Source organism: Microbulbifer maximicatervae (SeqCode), from assembly GCF_052468095.1.
The window spans coordinates 234,542-251,407 of sequence record NZ_CP174332.1 but is presented as its reverse complement, the minus strand read 5'-3'; the positions used below and the strand labels follow the sequence as shown (position 1 = coordinate 251,407).

Genomic DNA, 16,866 nt, shown 5'->3' with positions numbered 1-16,866 from the left:
CAACGACCATTTTGGGGAAGAATAATTAATTGATGACAGCCCAGGCAGCTGGTTAAGCCTTTTTTTAAACCTTTATTTGGTACGCTATTCACAAGCTTGTCCCTTAAGCGCACGACGCTGTGCTAAGCGGTGCCAAATTGCTGTTTGGTCAAAACTCAGGGAAGAGAGATTTGCCAGTAGCATCATGGCACCAAAACAGTACAGACCAGGTTCTACCTCCATCTTGCCCAAGTCCCGTAATTTAATCAGGGCTACCAAAATTCCGAGCATATAGACATCGAGCATGCCCCACTCTTTTAAGTGCTGGTAAAAACGAACAGCATTGGATACCGGCCGGTCAAGCCAGGCCCAAGCACTGCCCCAACAAATAAATAACAACAGGGCAAATTTACCTACCGGAGCCAGAACGCTACAGAAAAGCACCAGTGCCGAGAGCCAAATAAACCCCGCCTTGAAAAGAGAGTAAACGCCATTAAGCAATGTACTTTCTGCACCAAATGAGAACAGGGAAAAGTCGAGTAATGGCAAGCTGACAGAGGGAATAAACAGTAATAGGCCGGTTAGACTGAGAGCCAGTGTGTAGTAAATACTATGATTGCCATTGCGATGCAAAGTACAGCGACATCGGGGGCAAATTAGCTTTTGTCCCGGAGGCGCCAAGCCGCCGGTTAAAAGTAGATCGCATTCGTGACAGACCCTCTGCCAATCGGTCAGCACTGCGTTGCGCTCCTCATTCATGGACAGTCAGTCCTTGCCTTATTCTGCACAATTTTTGCCGCATCCAAATGCTTATGAGGCGCGTCTATTGAAATATAGGCCCTCAACCTTATTCAATGGGCCCGTGTTATTGCCAAAAAATTACCGATAAACGCACATAGATGTCGGTTTAACGAAGATATAGCAAAAAGCCGATTGCCGTCTCGACGGTCGGTTTGACCCCGGGTAAACTCTCGCGACTGCTATTGGGGAGACTGGCAATATTAGTAATAACCGCAAGCTGGAGCCCTCTATATCCCCACTACATGACATCAGCTCCAAATAACTTGCAAAAGCTTGAAGACCGTACCCTCCACAGGAAGTCGAAACAGATGAAAAGAAGTAACCGCACAGAGCCGCAAGGCCGCAAGTTGCGTCCGCTGAAAAAACTAATCGCCGCTACGCTGCTGGGCCTGGGCGCCATGCAGGCGCAAGCCGACACCCTGTGGGATATCTATACACAGGCCCTGGAGAATGATCCCGAGTTGGCTGCAGATCGCGCTGCTTACCACGCGGGTATCGAGGCTAAATATCAGTTCCGTGCATTCCTGCTTCCTCAGGTAGAGGCCACCTACCAGGCCTTCAGAGATCACTCTGATTCTGCCCGTAATTCAGCTCAGTTATTGGATCTTAGTGAAGAGGGTGAAGAGGAGGATATCCAGTTAGTGGATTTCCGCTCCAGAACTACTAGCTCGCTTCAAGAGAGGACCTACGCAGCCACCTTAAGCCAAGCAATTTTTGATGCTCCAGCCTGGTTCGATTTCCAGCAAGGAAAGCGACTCACCGAGCAAGCAACAGCAGAATTTAGTGCCAATCAACAGGGAATGATGATTCGTGTTGCCACCGCATATTTTGACGTATTGCGCGCTTACGATGTCCTCGAAGCTGCAATTGCTGAAGAGCAGGCGCTAGCAAAACAGCTGGAACAGACGCAGCAACGCTTTGAGGTGGGACTCACAGCGATTACCGACGTCTACGACTCCCAAGCGGCCTATGACAGCTCTGTTGCCCGTCGCCTCACTGCTCAGGATGATTTGCTCAGCAACTTTGACGCTCTGTCTGTACTGACCGGTGGTTATCATGATGAAGTGGCACCGTTAGTAGCCGACTTTAAGGTAACTCCTCCTGTACCATCCGATCGCGCCGATTGGGTTGATTTTGCCTTGGCAAATAACTTTGTCTTAAAAGCCGCGCGTCTGGGAGCCGATGCAGCCCGTTACAACGCACGCGCCGAAGCCAGCGAGCACCTCCCCACCGTCACCGGCTCACTATCCTACTCTAAATTCACTCAGGATGGCCGTGAAAAGAATCGTTACAGCGATATCACTGGCAGTCAGTTTATCCGATACCCCCAGGATATTGATCAGTGGGAAACCAGAGCTGGCATTACGGTAAGCATGCCAATCTTCACCGGTGGTCTCCTCAGTGCCAACCGTCGCCAGGCTAGAAACCAAGCCTTCCAGGCTCAAGACTTAAGCGTCCTGACAGAAAGAGATACCATACAAACCACCCGCACCCTACACCGCGCCGTAGTCACGGATGTATCCCGAGTGTCCGCCCGTGAGCAAGCCGTTGTCTCTGCTAAAAGCGCCCTGGATGCCACCCAAGCAGGATATGAAGTAGGCACCCGAAATATTGTCGATGTACTGCTGGCACAGCGCACACTGTTCCAGTCGCAAACCGATTATGCCAACTCCCTCTATGACTACATTCTAAATTCACTGAGCTTGAAGCAGGCTGCAGGACTCTTATCCCCTAAAGACCTTCAGGATCTGGATATGATGCTGAACCCTGCAAGTAACGTCTCTCGCGTGGAGGAAACTGGGGGCACTAGCCTTCCAGCACCTTCGAAGTAACTGCCTATACGCATCTACCAGAGAGCAGGATTTTTATTCTCTCTCTGGTCTTCATTTTGTGTAGCCAGCTGCTCCACCTCGCCCAGTAAGCGCTGCAAAGCACCACTATTTTCTGAAGCTACTTTTTTCCCTCTCTGACCGGCGGCTTTCCTCTGCCCCACATCTTCCAGCCAAACCTGAACCTGTGAAGCCATCGATTTACTGTCTTCGACTACAACCATGGCTCCAGCCTCCTGTAACAAACTGGATACAGTAGCGAAGTTATGCAGGTGGGGACCGGAAATAACTGGTACACCCCAAGCAGCGGGTTCAATCATGTTATGGCCACCAACAGAGGCCAGGCTACCTCCCACAAAAGCAATATCACTGGCCCCATAGAAGCGCAGCAACTCCCCCATGGTGTCTCCCAGAATAACCTCATCACTAGCTTTAACGGCTGTGCCTTCACTCCTTCGAACCAGGGCAAAGCCACGCTCCCGACACAAGCGAGCAACACTATCAAAACGCTGGGGATGCCTGGGCACCAGCACGAGTAATAGGTCTCTATATTCTTTCTTTAAAATAGAGAAAGCTTCCAAGACCACCTCATCTTCACCCACATGGGTACTAGCCGCCAGCCATATAGGCCTGGAAGACTCCCCCTGCCACTGGTGCGCCAGCGCCTGGGCTTCACTAGCCAGTCCCATATCAATACTGAGGTCAAACTTGATATTGCCGTTGGCTACTGCTCTATCCGCTGGTAATCCCAAATCGATAAACCGCTGCATATCCGCAGGGTATTGCGCAACAACACGATCCAGGTTACTCAACATTGTTCGACTCAAAGAGGGAAAACGCCCGTAACCTCGTGCAGATTTTTCACTGAGACGTGCATTGGCCAATAAAATTGGGATCTTCCTGCTCGAGCAGAGCTTGAGTAGGTTGGGCCAAAGCTCAGTCTCTATAATCACCAATGCACTCGGGCTAAGCGCATTGAGAAATGGCACCAGGCATTCAGGGAGATCATAGGGGAGGTAATAGTGAAGTAAGCGGCCACCAAGAATTGGCTGCAGGGCTTCCTTCACCCGCTCAGACCCGGTTGGAGTTGTAGTCGTTACCAGCCACTGCCAGTCTGTATGCCGCGCAGCCAATTTAGAGATCACTGGTACCGCGGCTAGGGTCTCCCCTACAGATACAGAATGGACCCAGATTAACGGTGCACGGCTGTGCCTTTTTGGAACCTGACCCAGACGCTCTCTTAAACGCAACCGATAGGCCGGCTGACTACGCCCTCTCCACCAGAGACGTAAAAGGACAACAGGTAAAAACAGGCGGAAGAGCCAGGAATAAAATATTTGCATGAAGCAGGGATCACCTAAAGATCAATATTGCCACCAAAGAAAGTGCAATGATGACGGTTATCTCTTCCAGGTAAAACACCCCCGTAAGGAAGGCCTCAGGTCATTAGTGATCGACCACCCGGTAAAACTCAGAGCGCACCCCAAAAACACCACAAGCCATGCCGGCTGAACGGCAGGCGCGGAGCCAAGGCCCAGAACCCAAGCGCTTTCCACCGAAAATCAATCCTAAAATACAGCCTATGCTGGAGATCAAAAGTTGTCCCAGAGCAGATACAAATATACTCGTATGCCCGCGACCTTTGGCAAGTTTATGCTTTGCTAGAGTGATACCAGCGGAGAATTTTCTACGCGACAACCAGCGCATATTGGCGCGACTCTCCGGTACAGCCTCGTAAACCCTCGCCTCCAGGCAGTAGACAATCTTTCCGCCCTTGGCCTTAAACTCTGTGAAAAAAATCACATCTGTACCGGCACCAAGAGGATCCTGCTCATTAAACCTCAGACCTAACGAGCGAATACTGCTCATCGGTATTAACACATTGCTAGTCGCACAGTAGTTGAGCTCCTCTCCAGTCTTTCGTTTCTGCCGATAAAAAATACGTGAATAATAGGCAGGTACAGAATCCGGCCAACGCCGAACAACACTGCCACAAACCACGCTACTGCCCCCCAGCTTCTGCGCGTAATCATATAGCTGGATTAACCAATCGGGCTCGACCCACTCATCATCATCAATGAAAACTAGATAGTCAGCTTCCATATTATCCAGTTCATCAATACAGCGATTGCGTGCACAGGGGATTCCCCGCCGCTCTTCTACAGCACAGTTGAGAGGGAAGGGAAAACTTCTTGACAACTCCTCCACAACTTCTCTGCCAGCCTGAGTGTCCGAATCATTATCGACAACCAGTGCAGCCACATTTAAGCCTGAAGGTAGCTGGAGCTTGGCCAAGCTTTGCAGAGAACTGCGAAGCCGCTCTGGTCTCTGATAAGTACAAATACAGATCACTAACAAGGGGTGCAATGTAAACTCCAGATTACGGCCAAGGACAAATCGGATATAAGCTTTGTGAGCTGGGTTAAAAAAGAATCAGCCTATACCCTTAAGAATGACCTGTCTATAATACCACTTTTGCCAAATGCTTTATCAGGGCATCTATGCTCCATTTTATATGCTCGTGCCCGACACTCCCTGCTAAAACGCAACCCATTAGTCAAATTAATTCAAAAAACAAATTTCATAAGTCCTGGTATATCTCCCCATGAAAATTATGCAGCTTTTACCCGCCCTGAACTCTGGGGGGGTTGAGAGGGGGACCGTTGATCTTGCCCGCTACCTCGTAGCAGGTGGTCATCAGTCAATCGTCGTTTCCAGTGGGGGGAGCATGGTCGAGCAACTGAAAGCTGAAGGCTCTGCCCATATTGAACTTCCAATCCACAAAAAGTCTCTCTTCAGCCTGTTCCAGGTCAGACCACTTCGAGATGTTATCGCTCGCGAGAAGCCCGACATCATCCATGTACGTTCCAGGGTTCCGGCTTGGCTAGCCTATCTTGCCTGGCGAAATCTTGATCCAACTAAGCGCCCCCGCCTTGTAAGCACGGCTCATGGCCTTTATTCGATAAACCGGTACAGTGCGATTATGGCGAAAACTGAACAGGTAATCGCAATATCAGAGTGTGTGAATAGCTACTTACTAGAGAACTATGCAAACGATCTAAAGCGTCCCCCACAGATCGTTTACCGGGGTGTAGATACCGATGAGTTCAATCCCGATGTCCGGCCATCGGAGTCCTGGTACCAAAAAGTACACCAGGATTTCCCCCAGCTTGCCGGCAAGCGCTGGCTCCTCTTACCCGGCAGACTGACTCGCTGGAAGGGACAAGAAGACTTTATTGATCTAATCCATCAGCTAGTCCAATACCGTTCTGACGTCCACGGCATCATTCTCGGTGGAGCAGAGAAGAACAAACAGCACTACGCCGATGAATTGGGGCAAAAAATTCGCTCAATGAAGCTTGAGAACCACCTTACCCTGGTTGGTCATCGTAGTGATATACGCCACTGGTATAGTGCGTCCAGTTTGGTGTATAACCTATCACGTCGACCCGAGCCATTTGGCAGAACCGTTATAGAGTCCGCTGCGATTGGCACACCTATTATCGGTTATAACATTGGGGGCCCGGCAGAGTCACTTAATGCCTGCTTCCCTCAAGGGCTAGTTGATATCAATGATTCAAAAGCTTTATTCGTGCGTACTCAAGAGCTGCTCGACAGCCCTGAACAGAAGCCTCACCTATCTACCGATTTCACTTTGGGAAGACAGGCCGAACACACCATTGAAATCTACAAAAGCCTACTCACAGAGCGTACCGGAGCGAACCCGAGTGATTAATTTGAGCCAAAGCGAGCCGTTTGCCAGTGGAGGCAATCGCTTTTGCTACCGACACCCGGAGCGGCCTGAAATCTGTGTCAAGGTGATGCGTCCCGGTCGAACAGCGGAACTGTTGGGACGAGCTCCCTGGTACAAAACCTGGCGAGGGGAGTCCTATTTCGATGATAACCTTCGTGAACTGGAGGGCTATAGCCAGCGAGCTATTGCCAGTGATCGAGAGGAACTCTGGCAGCATTTACCACGCTGGTATGGAATTCAGGAGACCAACCTAGGCCCCGCAGCTGTCACCGATATGATTCTGGACAGTGATGGGAATCCAGCGCCCACCCTGCGCCAATACCTGAACAAATACGGCCTCAATGTCGAGGTACGTACATCTTTACAGCGTTTTTCTGAGTGGCTGCTTGAGTATGAGGTTCTCACCAAGAACCTGATTGCCCACAACCTGGTCCTGCGAAAAGAGCAAGGCAAACTGCAAACCTACCTGATTGATGGGCTGGGTTGCGCTTCTTTCCTGCCTCTCCCAAAAGTCTCCAGCTACTTTGCGAGACGCTATATCCGTCGCCGTATCGAGCGTATGTGGCTGAGAGTCGAGTGGGAAATCTCCGATAAGGAAACCCCCTGGCGAAAGTTTGAAGCTGAGGGGCTAAAGCGCTAATGACTTGGCAACCCTGATCGACGCAACAATGCTTGAGCACACAATAGGTATTGATCCAGGGGGGCACGCTGGCCTCCTGCCTTCACCTCAAGCTTTTCGCTAACCAAACCTTGATCCAAAAGTCGTAATACCGCTGAACGCACTTTATTGGATTTGCTGCGACTCGGAACCCGAATCACACCGACTTGGGCTCGACTTTGTAACGACTCGAATAGCATGGAGATACTGTCCTCTGTAACCCAGATTGTCTCCGCTTCCGACAACTGCTTTTGAAGCCAGCCCGTCGGACAAGAGCGCCAGTCAACCAACTCAACACCGCTTTTCTCCAGCTGCTCCATGGTACCCGCCGGTGTTCTCCGACTGTCAGAGATACACCAACTCAAGGGTTGGGCCAATAATTTCTCGACCTGCTCCCGGATTGAGAGGGTATCCCAACTGTAATGCTTACTGGGTCCACCCAATAAAATAAGCCCCCTTCCAGGCTGCAGTACATCACTCTCAAGGGGTTCAGTCAGTGCGCCCTGACTCACAATCACATTAGGCAGAGGGGGCGGACGGTCGTGTTCGGGGACGACCGCAAAATCAAACCAGCTGTAGGGCAACAAAGGGCGATTAATTGCCACTGCGCGACCACCAAACCGGCAACGGGCAGATAACATGGGAAGCCGGCTGCGGCGACCTGTGCCAACCAGAAAGTCGGGGGCTGGCAACACTTCCAGCTCCCCTCCAGCTTTTAGGAGAATACGGCTGGCTGTATATTCTGGCGATATATCAAAAACCTGCACCTCCCCGATATAGCTCCTGCGCATCCCTTCAATCAGAGCTGCGCTCTGTTTTTCATGGGCCCGGTTGCCATCTAAAAAGCGCCAAATAGTAAGTTGCAAGATAGGGCCCTAAACTGCTGAAACATCGGAATATAAGGCAGTGTACCTAGCCCCCATCAGAGAGGCCACTGTGACAAGGCTTTGGGAGCCCCGAAACATCCAGTATACTGCCCTTCAAACCTTAGCGGGGTACCCGGTAAGTGGCCTTGTAAATCCGTGCCCTCAGGAGGCCAGCTGAAGCGCTCAACAAAACAGATATCCACTTTTACTTTGTGTAAAGCCCCGCAATTATCACCAAAAACCAAATTCCGAGCGTTCATGGACAACAGACTTTTATATAGTATCCAACCATACAGTCTATTTCCGCGCACCTAATACAACCTTTTCTATTTGGCCGACAGTTGCACCTATGCCTGAACTTGGAAGTACTTTAAATAAGCTTTCTCAACCCGTTTACCGTCAGCAAAGCTCATTGTGGATTTCAGGTCTGCTTAAATGGGCCTTTCTGGGGCTATTTCTGCTGGTATGTGGCTTCTATATTTTTCCCAAGGTTTCAGGGATACAAACCAGTTTTTACCTAACTTTATTGCCCACAGCCTTTTTACTGCTGGCATGGAGAAAGAGTTATCACTTCCTGCTCTCTTGGCAATTTATAACCTTTTGCAGCCTCCCAATCATACTAGCGCTATCAACCCTGTGGGCCTCACCTGACACCGCTGACGTTTACAGGCAACCTGATTACTATTGGAAATTGGTGTTATACCTGTCTCTATTTTACTGTGCGACCTACTTCCTACTGGAACAGTATGGCGACACTATCCTCCATCAGCTGTTACTCGCACTTATTGTGATTGGGCTGCTATCTGGCATTGCTTCATTAGTTGCTTATGCCCTAGAGGGGAGCCTACAAGATCTGCGTCGGATTGGAGGTATATCTCTAGAGGGCAATATTGATAAAACAGGAATGCTGTTCGGCTTCCACGCCCTTTTTTGCTGCTACGGTCTCTACCAAAAACCCCGTATTTGGCGCTGGCTATCAGGAGCAGGTTTACTCACCTCCTGTATCTATATAGTTTTGTCACAAACCAAAGTACCGATTGTTATGGCGGGCTTCTCAATCTTTTTGGTTGTATTCGGCAATCTTTCACGACTGCTAAAGATACTCGTTGTTGTTGCCATAGTTTGTGTGCTGCCCCTGGCCTACTTTACGCTGTATGGTGATCTGCCTCTTCTACACCGGGGTAGTGCCTATTCCGTTCGCATGACACTCTGGCAAAAGACATTTGAAGAGTTCCTGCAATCCCCACTGTTTGGTCAAGGCCTAGTGCACAAGAAGTTTATCGAGCTAAACAGAATGGTGCCCCATCCACATAATTTCCTCCTGGATATCGCACGCTTCAGTGGGATATTGGGGGTGGCCGCTTGTGCCTGGCAAGGACTCTCAGCCCTGTGGACAGTGAGATCCAAAGAGAGGCTTCTGAGCTGGATCCCCGGTTTGTACTTCACCTGGTTCCTATTCGGTGTATTGGCAATGCTGACATACGCCCAACAACCTTTGGCAAAACCCAATTATATTTGGTTCTTTTACTGGATTCCCCTAGCTATTCTGCTGGCGCGAAGTAATCTTGAAAACCAGATCCCAGGGCAATGTAAAACTTTCCCAAAAAGCAATCCTCAAAACAGTAACCGTCGAGAGATAGAGTCACACTGATGAATGTAACCGTTTTTGGCACCGGCTATGTGGGTCTGGTGCAAGCAGCAGTTTTAGCTGAAGCTGGCAATAAAGTAGTTTGTATCGATATAGACTCGGACAAGATCGATCGTCTCAAGCAGGGTGTTATCCCTATCTATGAGCCCGGACTCGAACCTATGGTGAAAAGCAGTATCACCAACGGCAATCTATCCTTTTCAACCGATGCCGCCTACGGCGTAGAACACGGTGAATTGATTTTTATTGCCGTAGGTACGCCCCCGGATGAGGACGGCTCGGCGGATCTTCGCCATGTGTTGACTGTCGCCAGAACCATCGCCAAACACATGGAGTGCAAGAAATACATTATCAATAAGTCCACAGTACCCGTGGGGACTGCCGATAAGGTTCGGGCTGCCGTTGAGGAAGAACTCTCCAAGCGGGACCGATCTGATCTGCCATTTGATATTATTTCCAACCCTGAATTCCTCAAGGAGGGCTCGGCGCTCAATGACTGTATGCGCCCGGATCGAATTATTATCGGCACCTCCGAAGAAGAATCAGAGCAGAAGCTTCGCCACCTGTACGCACCATTCAACCGAAATCACGAAAAAATCTTGGTGATGGACGTAAAAAGTGCGGAGCTGACCAAGTATGCCGCCAACTGCATGCTGGCAACCAAGATCAGCTTTATGAATGAAATGGCAAATATTGCCGATAAAGTGGGCGCTGATATTGAAGCAGTTCGGGCCGGAATCGGCTCAGACCCACGAGTTGGCTACCAGTTTATCTACGCAGGTATCGGCTACGGTGGCTCCTGTTTCCCGAAAGATGTGAAAGCCCTGATTTCCTCGGCTCAACAGCTGGGCATTGCTGCAGATATTCTCGCCGCCGTGGAATCCCGCAACGAGCGCCAGAAACACTATCTCGCCGAAAAAATACAACGTCATTTTAACGGAGACATTCAGGGCAAAACTTTTGCGCTCTGGGGCCTGTCATTCAAACCCAATACAGATGATATGCGCGAAGCCCCAAGCCGTGTGCTCTTAGCTCGATTGTGGGAGCAAGGTGCGAAGGTACGGGCATTTGATCCTGAGGCCATGGAGGAGTGCCAGCGGATTTTTGGCGATCGCGAAGACCTAACTCTTTGCGACTCCAAGACAGAGGCTTTACGGGGTGCCGACGCCCTGATTGTCGCGACCGAATGGCAACAATTCAAATCTCTTGATATCGATGAAGTAAGCAGCGCTCTCAGTGCCCCGGTTGTGTTTGACGGACGCAACCAGTACGAACCAGAGGAAATGCGCGAGGCAGGCTTTGATTATTACTGCGTAGGGCGCCCGGACACCACCAGCTCTTACTAAGTAAGCCTTACTTAAAATAAAAACCCGGCAGATGCCGGGTTTTTATTTTCCATCATGCTATTCGCATCTTTACTTCCGCCTGGCCCGCCACATCACTGAGCCAGCCCCGATGCGCGGCACTACGCCCATGTACCACATCAAAATAAAGGTTTTGCAAACGCCCGGTAATAGGGCCGCGACGACCACTGCCGATAGAACGCCCATCCAATTCACTAATGGGCAATACTTCCGCTGCTGTGCCAGTAAAAAACGCTTCGTCAGCGATATAGACTTCATCCCGAGTGATACGCTTCTCTAGCACCCTATAGCCGCACTCCCGTGCCAACTCAATAACTGTATCGCGGGTAATTCCATCTAGGCACGACGTCAGCTCCGGGGTATATATAGTCCCATCGCGAACAATAAAGACATTTTCTCCACTGCCCTCAGCAACATAGCCCTCTGGGTCCAGTAATAACGCCTCCTCGCAGCCATTGCGCACCGCCTCCTGTAACGCCAGCATCGAGTTTATATAGTTACCATTGGCTTTCGCCTTACACATGCTGATATTCACATGGTGTCGGGTGTATGAGGAGGTATTCACCTTAATCCCCTGCTCCAGCGCCTCGGGGCTCATATAGCTGGGCCACTCCCAGGAAGCGACAATCACATGGGTTGAAAGATTTTCTGCGCGCAACCCCATTCCCTCTGATCCGTAAAATACCATTGGCCTTAGATACGCTTGGCGCAGGTTATTTTCGCGCACCACAAGCCGCTGAGCTTCATTCAGCTCATCAGTGCTATAGGGCATTGGGATATTCATTATTTTTGCAGAGCGAAACAACCGACGGGTGTGCTCTTGCAAACGAAAGATACTGGTGCCGTTACCGGTTTCATAAGCCCGTACGCCTTCAAACACCCCCATTCCATAGTGCAGGGTATGAGTGAGGACATGCACCCGGGCATCGCGCCAGGGAACCAATTCACCATCAAACCAGATAACGCCGTCGCGGTCGGCAAAAGACATGGGTAACTCCTACAAATCCTGAAAAACAGTTTAATCGGGCAGCAGGTAGAAACCCGGTGTTAACCGAGTAATTGCTGCCAGTTTGTTTGAACGGTCTTTCTTTCCGCTGTGAATTGGTCATCGCTCACAATCCCTGGCAGTTGTTGTAGTGCCAGGCGATGACCTTCAGATCGGTAGGCTTTGTAGGCGTCGATCAGATGTCCGGCTTGTTGGGCCGGCATCAGGCCTGCGTCAATTAGACTTTCGAGAATGCGAATATTATCGGTATACCGCACGATCGAGGGCGAAGTTTTTGCCCAGGCCAGAGCAGCATATTGAACCATAAATTCAATATCGACAATACCGCCCTCACCGTGCTTTAGATCAAACTTTTTATCGTTGCTCTTATCGAGGTGCGCACGCATTTTATTGCGCATTTCCACCACCTCATCACGCAATTTATCGCTCTTTCGCGACTGGCAAAGCAATTTCGTACGCAACTGTTGAAACAACTCACTCAGGCGGAGACTACCGGCGACAGGTCGAGCTCTCACCAGCGCCTGATGTTCCCAAGTCCAGGCACTCTCCCTCTGGTATTTTTCAAAGGCAGCCAATGACGTCACCAAGAGTCCTGAATTACCCGAGGGGCGCAGTCTTGTGTCTACCTCATAAAGAGGCCCGCTGAGTGTACGGGTTTGCAATATGTGGATAAGTCGCTGTGCTAGTCGGGTAAAAAAGCTCAGGTTATCAATACTGGTTTTACCGTCGGTAACCTGCATCGCATCTGCATCGTGCACAAAAACAATATCCAAGTCAGAACCGTGGCCAAGCTCCAATCCCCCCAGCTTTCCATAGGCGATAATGGCAAAGTGCATATCCTCTGCCGAGGCCCCCGCAGGCATGCCGTATTTATCCACCATCTGTGCCCAGGCGAGTTGCAATGATTGCTGCAGTATCGCCTCTGCCAACCAGGTAAGGGAATCACTGACTTTCATCAAAGGCAGGGCACCATTTACTTCTTGTGCCGCAATGCGCAGGCTTTGACTCTGTTTAAAATATCGCAGCGCCTCCATTTGCAATTCCAGATCATCGGGGTCAATCCGCAACAATTCGAGACGCAACTCATTGGCAATATCTGCAGCCGTAGAGGGTGCCAACAACCTACGCGAATCCAGCAGCTCATCCAGCAGAATTGGATGGCGCGCCAGTTGCTCAGCAATCCACGGACTGGCACTACAGAGGCGCACCAGCTGGTTGAGCACGGGGGGGTTTTCATTAATCAGGACGAGATAGGCACTGCGACGCAGTACTGAGCGCACTAAAGGTAAAACACGGGTTAGCACTAACAAGGGATCAGCCTGTAACCCTGCTGCGGCCAGTAGCGTAGGCATAAATTGATCCAGGCGCGCACGGGAAGAAGCAGGTAGTGCCGCAACCATTGTTGACTGGCACAGCTCCATTAAGTGCTCGAGTGCCTGCGGTGGAGGAAGAAACCCTGCACTTTCCAAAATCTGCAAATTCTCTTCACTGGCAGTTTTATCGGCGCAACTTGCCCAGAGTCCCTGCCACTCCTCAGCCACACTGGGGGCAGCCATTTCCTCTGGTGGAGCGATTACAGTATCGAACTCCCGCTCAACCAAGGAACGAACATCGACCAGCTCACTCTCCAATTGCTTCCAATTATCGCGGCCCAGGGCAAATGCCAATTTTTCCCTTTCACCCTCCTCAGCTGGGAGCGCCTGTGTCTGCTGATCCCGGTAAGCTTGAAGTGCGTGTTCAACTCTCCGCAGCAGCAAATAACAACTGGTCAGTTCACTGGCCACTCCCGGTTCAACATGGCCATCACTTTCCAAAAGGGGCAGTAGCTTGAGCAAGCTGCGCTCGCGCAGCGCGGGTTCGCGCCCTCCGCGAATTAACTGGAATGCCTGGGCAATAAATTCCAACTCGCGTATGCCGCCCCGCCCAAGTTTGATATTGTCCGTTAAACCGCGAGCGCGCACTTGCCGCTGTATCAGGGCTTTCATTTCACGCAAAGCATCAATAGCACTGAAATCGATATAGCGGCGATAAGTAAATGGGCGCAACAACTCCATTAGCTCTTCAGCAAACTCCTCCCTGCCGGCAACAGGGCGAGCTTTGACCATGGCGTAGCGCTCCCACTCACGCCCTTGAGTCTGGTAATAGTCCTCCAGAGCGGCGAAATGGCTTACCAGGGGACCACTGTCACCGTAGGGACGCAAACGCATATCTACACGAAAAACAAAACCATCCGCATTGATTCCATCCAACGATTTAATCAAGCGCTGGCCGAGTTTTTGGAAAAACTGCTGATTTTCTACACTCTTTTCACCATCGGTATAACCGGGCTCAGGGTAGGCAAAAATCAGGTCAATATCCGATGAGAGATTGAGTTCCCGGGCTCCCAATTTGCCCATCCCCAACACCACCATCGACTGACTATCGCCAGCTCTACTACGAGGCTCCCCATAGCGACCCACTAACTTTTCATGGTGCCATTGCATCGCCGTGCGAATGGATAGCTCTGCCAATTCACTAAGGCGCAGACATGCCTGAGGAATATCCCACTGCCCGGCAAAATCGCGAAATATGACCTCAGTCGTTACCCGGTTGCGCAATAAGCGCAATTGAAGATCCAATTCCTCATCACTTTCTATGGTCGGCAGGGAGAGCCCAAGATCTTGTTTAAGTAACAAATCCCGTAAAAGCTCTGGGCGGCGACAGCACTGTTGATAAAAAAATTCTGAACCAATTAAGCTCCGAGCCACTCCTTGCGCAAGCAATGGCTCTGCCAGCAAGCTCTCCACCTCAACAACAAGCGCGGCCTCCGCCAGTTCACACCAGTCATGCCACATTGACTGAAGTTGAGCGCGGATGGGTTTTGGGCACTGAATGTTGTCAAACATGAGGGTCAATCCTTGGGCGAATATCAGCGAGCAATTCTGCCTAGCTATCGGCATTCCGATAGCTAGCGGTGGTATTGGACAATGAAGAGTGGCCGAGCAAGCCCACCCCTCGGGTCACTTCATTGGCCTCGACATCTTCAAACAGTTTTATCAGAGAAGCCTCTCAAGCTAGAAAGCGATATCCGGCGGTGGGGCCACCCTCAATACCTCTGCCACAGTGGTCAAACCCGCCGCTACTTTTTTCGCACCGGAAAGCCTCAGACTATTCATACCTTCGCGCATCGCCTGGCGCCGCAGTTGCTGTAAATCACAATCGGAGGTGACAATAGCTTGTACCGACTCGCTAAATGGCAGGATTTCATAAATTCCCTGACGCCCACGATAGCCCGTATTACGACACTCCAAGCAACCTTCCGGCCGGTAGACTTTCTCTGGCAGCGGCGCTCTCCAGGGTTTTACCAGAGACTGCCAATCGGCCTCTTCAATTTTGTCCTCCTGCTTGCAACTGGGACATAGTGTGCGCACCAAGCGCTGGGCCATCACCCCGAGGATGGTGGATTTCAACAAATAGTGGGGCAAGCCCAGATCCAATAAGCGGGTGACTGCTGTTGGAGCATCATTGGTGTGCAGAGTTGAGATAACCAGGTGGCCTGTCAGTGCCGCTTGAACCGCCATCTGAGCGGTTTCCAGATCTCGAATCTCGCCCACCATGATAATATCTGGATCCTGGCGCATCAGGGTTCTGATACCCGCAGCAAAATCAAAGCCAATGGCATGGTGAACCTGGGTTTGGTTAAAGCTCTCTTCCACCATTTCGATAGGGTCTTCAACGGTAGAGACATTCACCGCACTAGTCGCCAGCTGCTTGAGGCCTGTATACAAAGTGGTAGTTTTTCCCGAGCCGGTAGGGCCGGTGACCAGTACGATTCCATTGGGCCGTGACAGCATCGTCTGCCAACGAGCCAAGTCATCGCCACCCAGCCCCAGGTCTGAATAAGATCGCGCGAGAACTTCCGGGTCGAAGATACGCATTACCAACTTCTCCCCAAACGCGGTGGGCAAAGTAGAGAGGCGCAACTCCACCTCACTGCCATCAGGCCTTTTTGTCTTGATACGGCCATCCTGGGGTTTGCGCTTCTCTGCTACATTCATGCGCCCTAGAATCTTCAGGCGACTGGTAACCGCAGCATTCACTTGATCTGGTAACTCATGAATTGGATGCAAAACACCATCAATACGAAAGCGTATTCGCCCCACTTCCCGGCGCGGTTCAATATGGATATCACTGGCTCGCTGGTCAAAGGCGTGCTGCAACAACCAATCGACGATATTGACGATGTGTTGATCGTTGGCTTCAGGGTCCTTTAAGGTGCCCAACTCCAGCAACTGTTCAAAATTATTTGCTGCTGAGGTTCCCTGAAGGCCGCTTGCGCCAGAGATTGAATTGGAAAGGGAGTAAAATTCGACGCAATGTCGCTTGATATCGGCCGGATCAGCTACCACACGGCAGACCTTGCGGCCGGTGGTATGTTCCAGCTGCTCTTCCCAGCCATGGGTAAAAGGTTGAGCTGTTGCCACCACCAGCTCTTCAGCGCTCGCCTCAACACAGAGAATTTGGTGTCGCTTGGCAAACTGAAAGCTCATCACCTCGGTGACAGCGCTTACATTAACCTTAAGCGGGTCTATATGATACAAGGCGTGAGAGGAGCTCTCAGCCAACCAGGCACTGAGGACTTCCCTACTCAGCAAGCTCCCAGGTTGCTTGCGGTTGGCCAGGTCACAACTGGCTATATAGCTAAGCGGGTGCATCTGGGCCTGTTCTGCAGTCCGCGGAGTACCTACGATGCGGTTGGCATCCTCTCGGCTAACAAAGCCCTGCCCCACCAAATCCTCTAGTAATCCGCGCAGTTCCAGTATGCGGTCTGCAACTCTGCTTTCTGCCATTGGCAACCCCTTTATTCTCATATGGCGACGTTGCATTGTAGCCCTATCATCAAGCTGTGAAAGTGCGCTGTTAACGCACTGTTACGAAGTTGCCCCGATTGGGGTACCATGCCGCCGTTTTCGCATTCTGAG

Annotated in this window: 12 protein-coding genes; 5 read left to right on the top strand and 7 right to left on the bottom strand. The window is 50.9% G+C overall.

Going from position 1 to position 16,866, the window contains the following annotated elements:
- Window positions 1-84 precede the first annotated feature (84 nt).
- Window positions 85-738 carry a paraquat-inducible protein A gene (locus tag ACJJIL_RS01145; protein ID WP_444918389.1) on the bottom strand — a complete coding sequence of 218 codons (654 nt, stop codon included), beginning with the start codon at window positions 736-738 and terminating at the stop codon, window positions 85-87.
- A 350-nt stretch (window positions 739-1,088) separates the two neighbouring features.
- On the opposite strand from ACJJIL_RS01145, the gene ACJJIL_RS01140 reads away from it, so the two are divergent.
- On the top strand, window positions 1,089-2,612 hold the full coding sequence (locus tag ACJJIL_RS01140) for a TolC family outer membrane protein (RefSeq protein WP_445360997.1): 1,524 nt from the start codon (window positions 1,089-1,091) through the stop codon (window positions 2,610-2,612).
- A 14-nt stretch (window positions 2,613-2,626) separates the two neighbouring features.
- Here ACJJIL_RS01140 and waaA read toward each other — a convergent pair whose 3' ends face one another.
- Entirely contained in the window at window positions 2,627-3,952 is a 1,326-nt protein-coding gene (waaA, locus tag ACJJIL_RS01135; protein ID WP_445360996.1) for a lipid IV(A) 3-deoxy-D-manno-octulosonic acid transferase, read from the bottom strand.
- 103 nt (window positions 3,953-4,055) lie between these two features.
- The gene (locus tag ACJJIL_RS01130; RefSeq protein ID WP_445360995.1) at window positions 4,056-4,976 is read right to left on the bottom strand and encodes a glycosyltransferase family 2 protein; all 921 of its coding nucleotides are present in this window, start codon (window positions 4,974-4,976) and stop codon (window positions 4,056-4,058) included.
- Between the two features lie 238 nt (window positions 4,977-5,214).
- On the opposite strand from ACJJIL_RS01130, the gene ACJJIL_RS01125 reads away from it, so the two are divergent.
- Both ACJJIL_RS01125 and ACJJIL_RS01120 read left to right on the top strand, forming a co-directional pair.
- Window positions 5,215-6,345, top strand: a complete 1,131-nt coding sequence (locus ACJJIL_RS01125; RefSeq protein ID WP_445360994.1) for a glycosyltransferase family 4 protein — start codon at window positions 5,215-5,217, stop codon at window positions 6,343-6,345.
- A complete protein-coding gene (locus tag ACJJIL_RS01120) occupies window positions 6,338-7,003 on the top strand; it encodes a YrbL family protein (protein WP_445360993.1) in 666 nt (221 codons plus the stop codon). Before ACJJIL_RS01125 ends, ACJJIL_RS01120 begins: the two co-directional genes overlap by 8 nt.
- Here ACJJIL_RS01120 and ACJJIL_RS01115 read toward each other — a convergent pair.
- Window positions 7,000-7,887, bottom strand: a complete 888-nt coding sequence (locus tag ACJJIL_RS01115; RefSeq protein ID WP_445360992.1) for an ELM1/GtrOC1 family putative glycosyltransferase — start codon at window positions 7,885-7,887, stop codon at window positions 7,000-7,002. The two genes, ACJJIL_RS01120 and ACJJIL_RS01115, sit on opposite strands and share 4 nt — an antisense overlap.
- A gap of 694 nt (window positions 7,888-8,581) precedes the next feature.
- Here ACJJIL_RS01115 and ACJJIL_RS01110 point away from each other — a divergent pair.
- Together ACJJIL_RS01110 and ACJJIL_RS01105 are read left to right on the top strand one after the other, a co-directional pair.
- Window positions 8,582-9,538, top strand: coding sequence for an O-antigen ligase family protein (locus ACJJIL_RS01110; protein WP_445360991.1), 957 nt, complete (start codon window positions 8,582-8,584; stop codon window positions 9,536-9,538).
- Window positions 9,538-10,881 carry a UDP-glucose dehydrogenase family protein gene (locus ACJJIL_RS01105; RefSeq protein WP_445360990.1) on the top strand — a complete coding sequence of 448 codons (1,344 nt, stop codon included), beginning with the start codon at window positions 9,538-9,540 and terminating at the stop codon, window positions 10,879-10,881. The genes ACJJIL_RS01110 and ACJJIL_RS01105 overlap by 1 nt, the downstream gene beginning before the upstream one ends.
- Before the next feature lie 52 nt (window positions 10,882-10,933).
- Here the strand turns inward: ACJJIL_RS01105 and ACJJIL_RS01100 are convergent, their stop codons facing one another.
- The 3 genes from ACJJIL_RS01100 to tfpB all read right to left on the bottom strand — a co-directional run bounded on the left by ACJJIL_RS01100 (window position 10,934) and on the right by tfpB (window position 16,734).
- Window positions 10,934-11,887, bottom strand: coding sequence for a branched-chain amino acid transaminase (locus ACJJIL_RS01100; protein WP_444895899.1), 954 nt, complete (start codon window positions 11,885-11,887; stop codon window positions 10,934-10,936).
- Window positions 11,888-11,946: 59 nt separating this feature from the next.
- The gene (glnE, locus tag ACJJIL_RS01095) at window positions 11,947-14,790 is read right to left on the bottom strand and encodes a bifunctional [glutamate--ammonia ligase]-adenylyl-L-tyrosine phosphorylase/[glutamate--ammonia-ligase] adenylyltransferase (protein ID WP_445360989.1); all 2,844 of its coding nucleotides are present in this window, start codon (window positions 14,788-14,790) and stop codon (window positions 11,947-11,949) included.
- Window positions 14,791-14,958: 168 nt separating this feature from the next.
- The gene (tfpB, locus tag ACJJIL_RS01090; RefSeq protein WP_445360988.1) at window positions 14,959-16,734 is read right to left on the bottom strand and encodes a type IV pilus assembly ATPase TfpB; all 1,776 of its coding nucleotides are present in this window, start codon (window positions 16,732-16,734) and stop codon (window positions 14,959-14,961) included.
- Window positions 16,735-16,866: the final 132 nt, after the last annotated feature.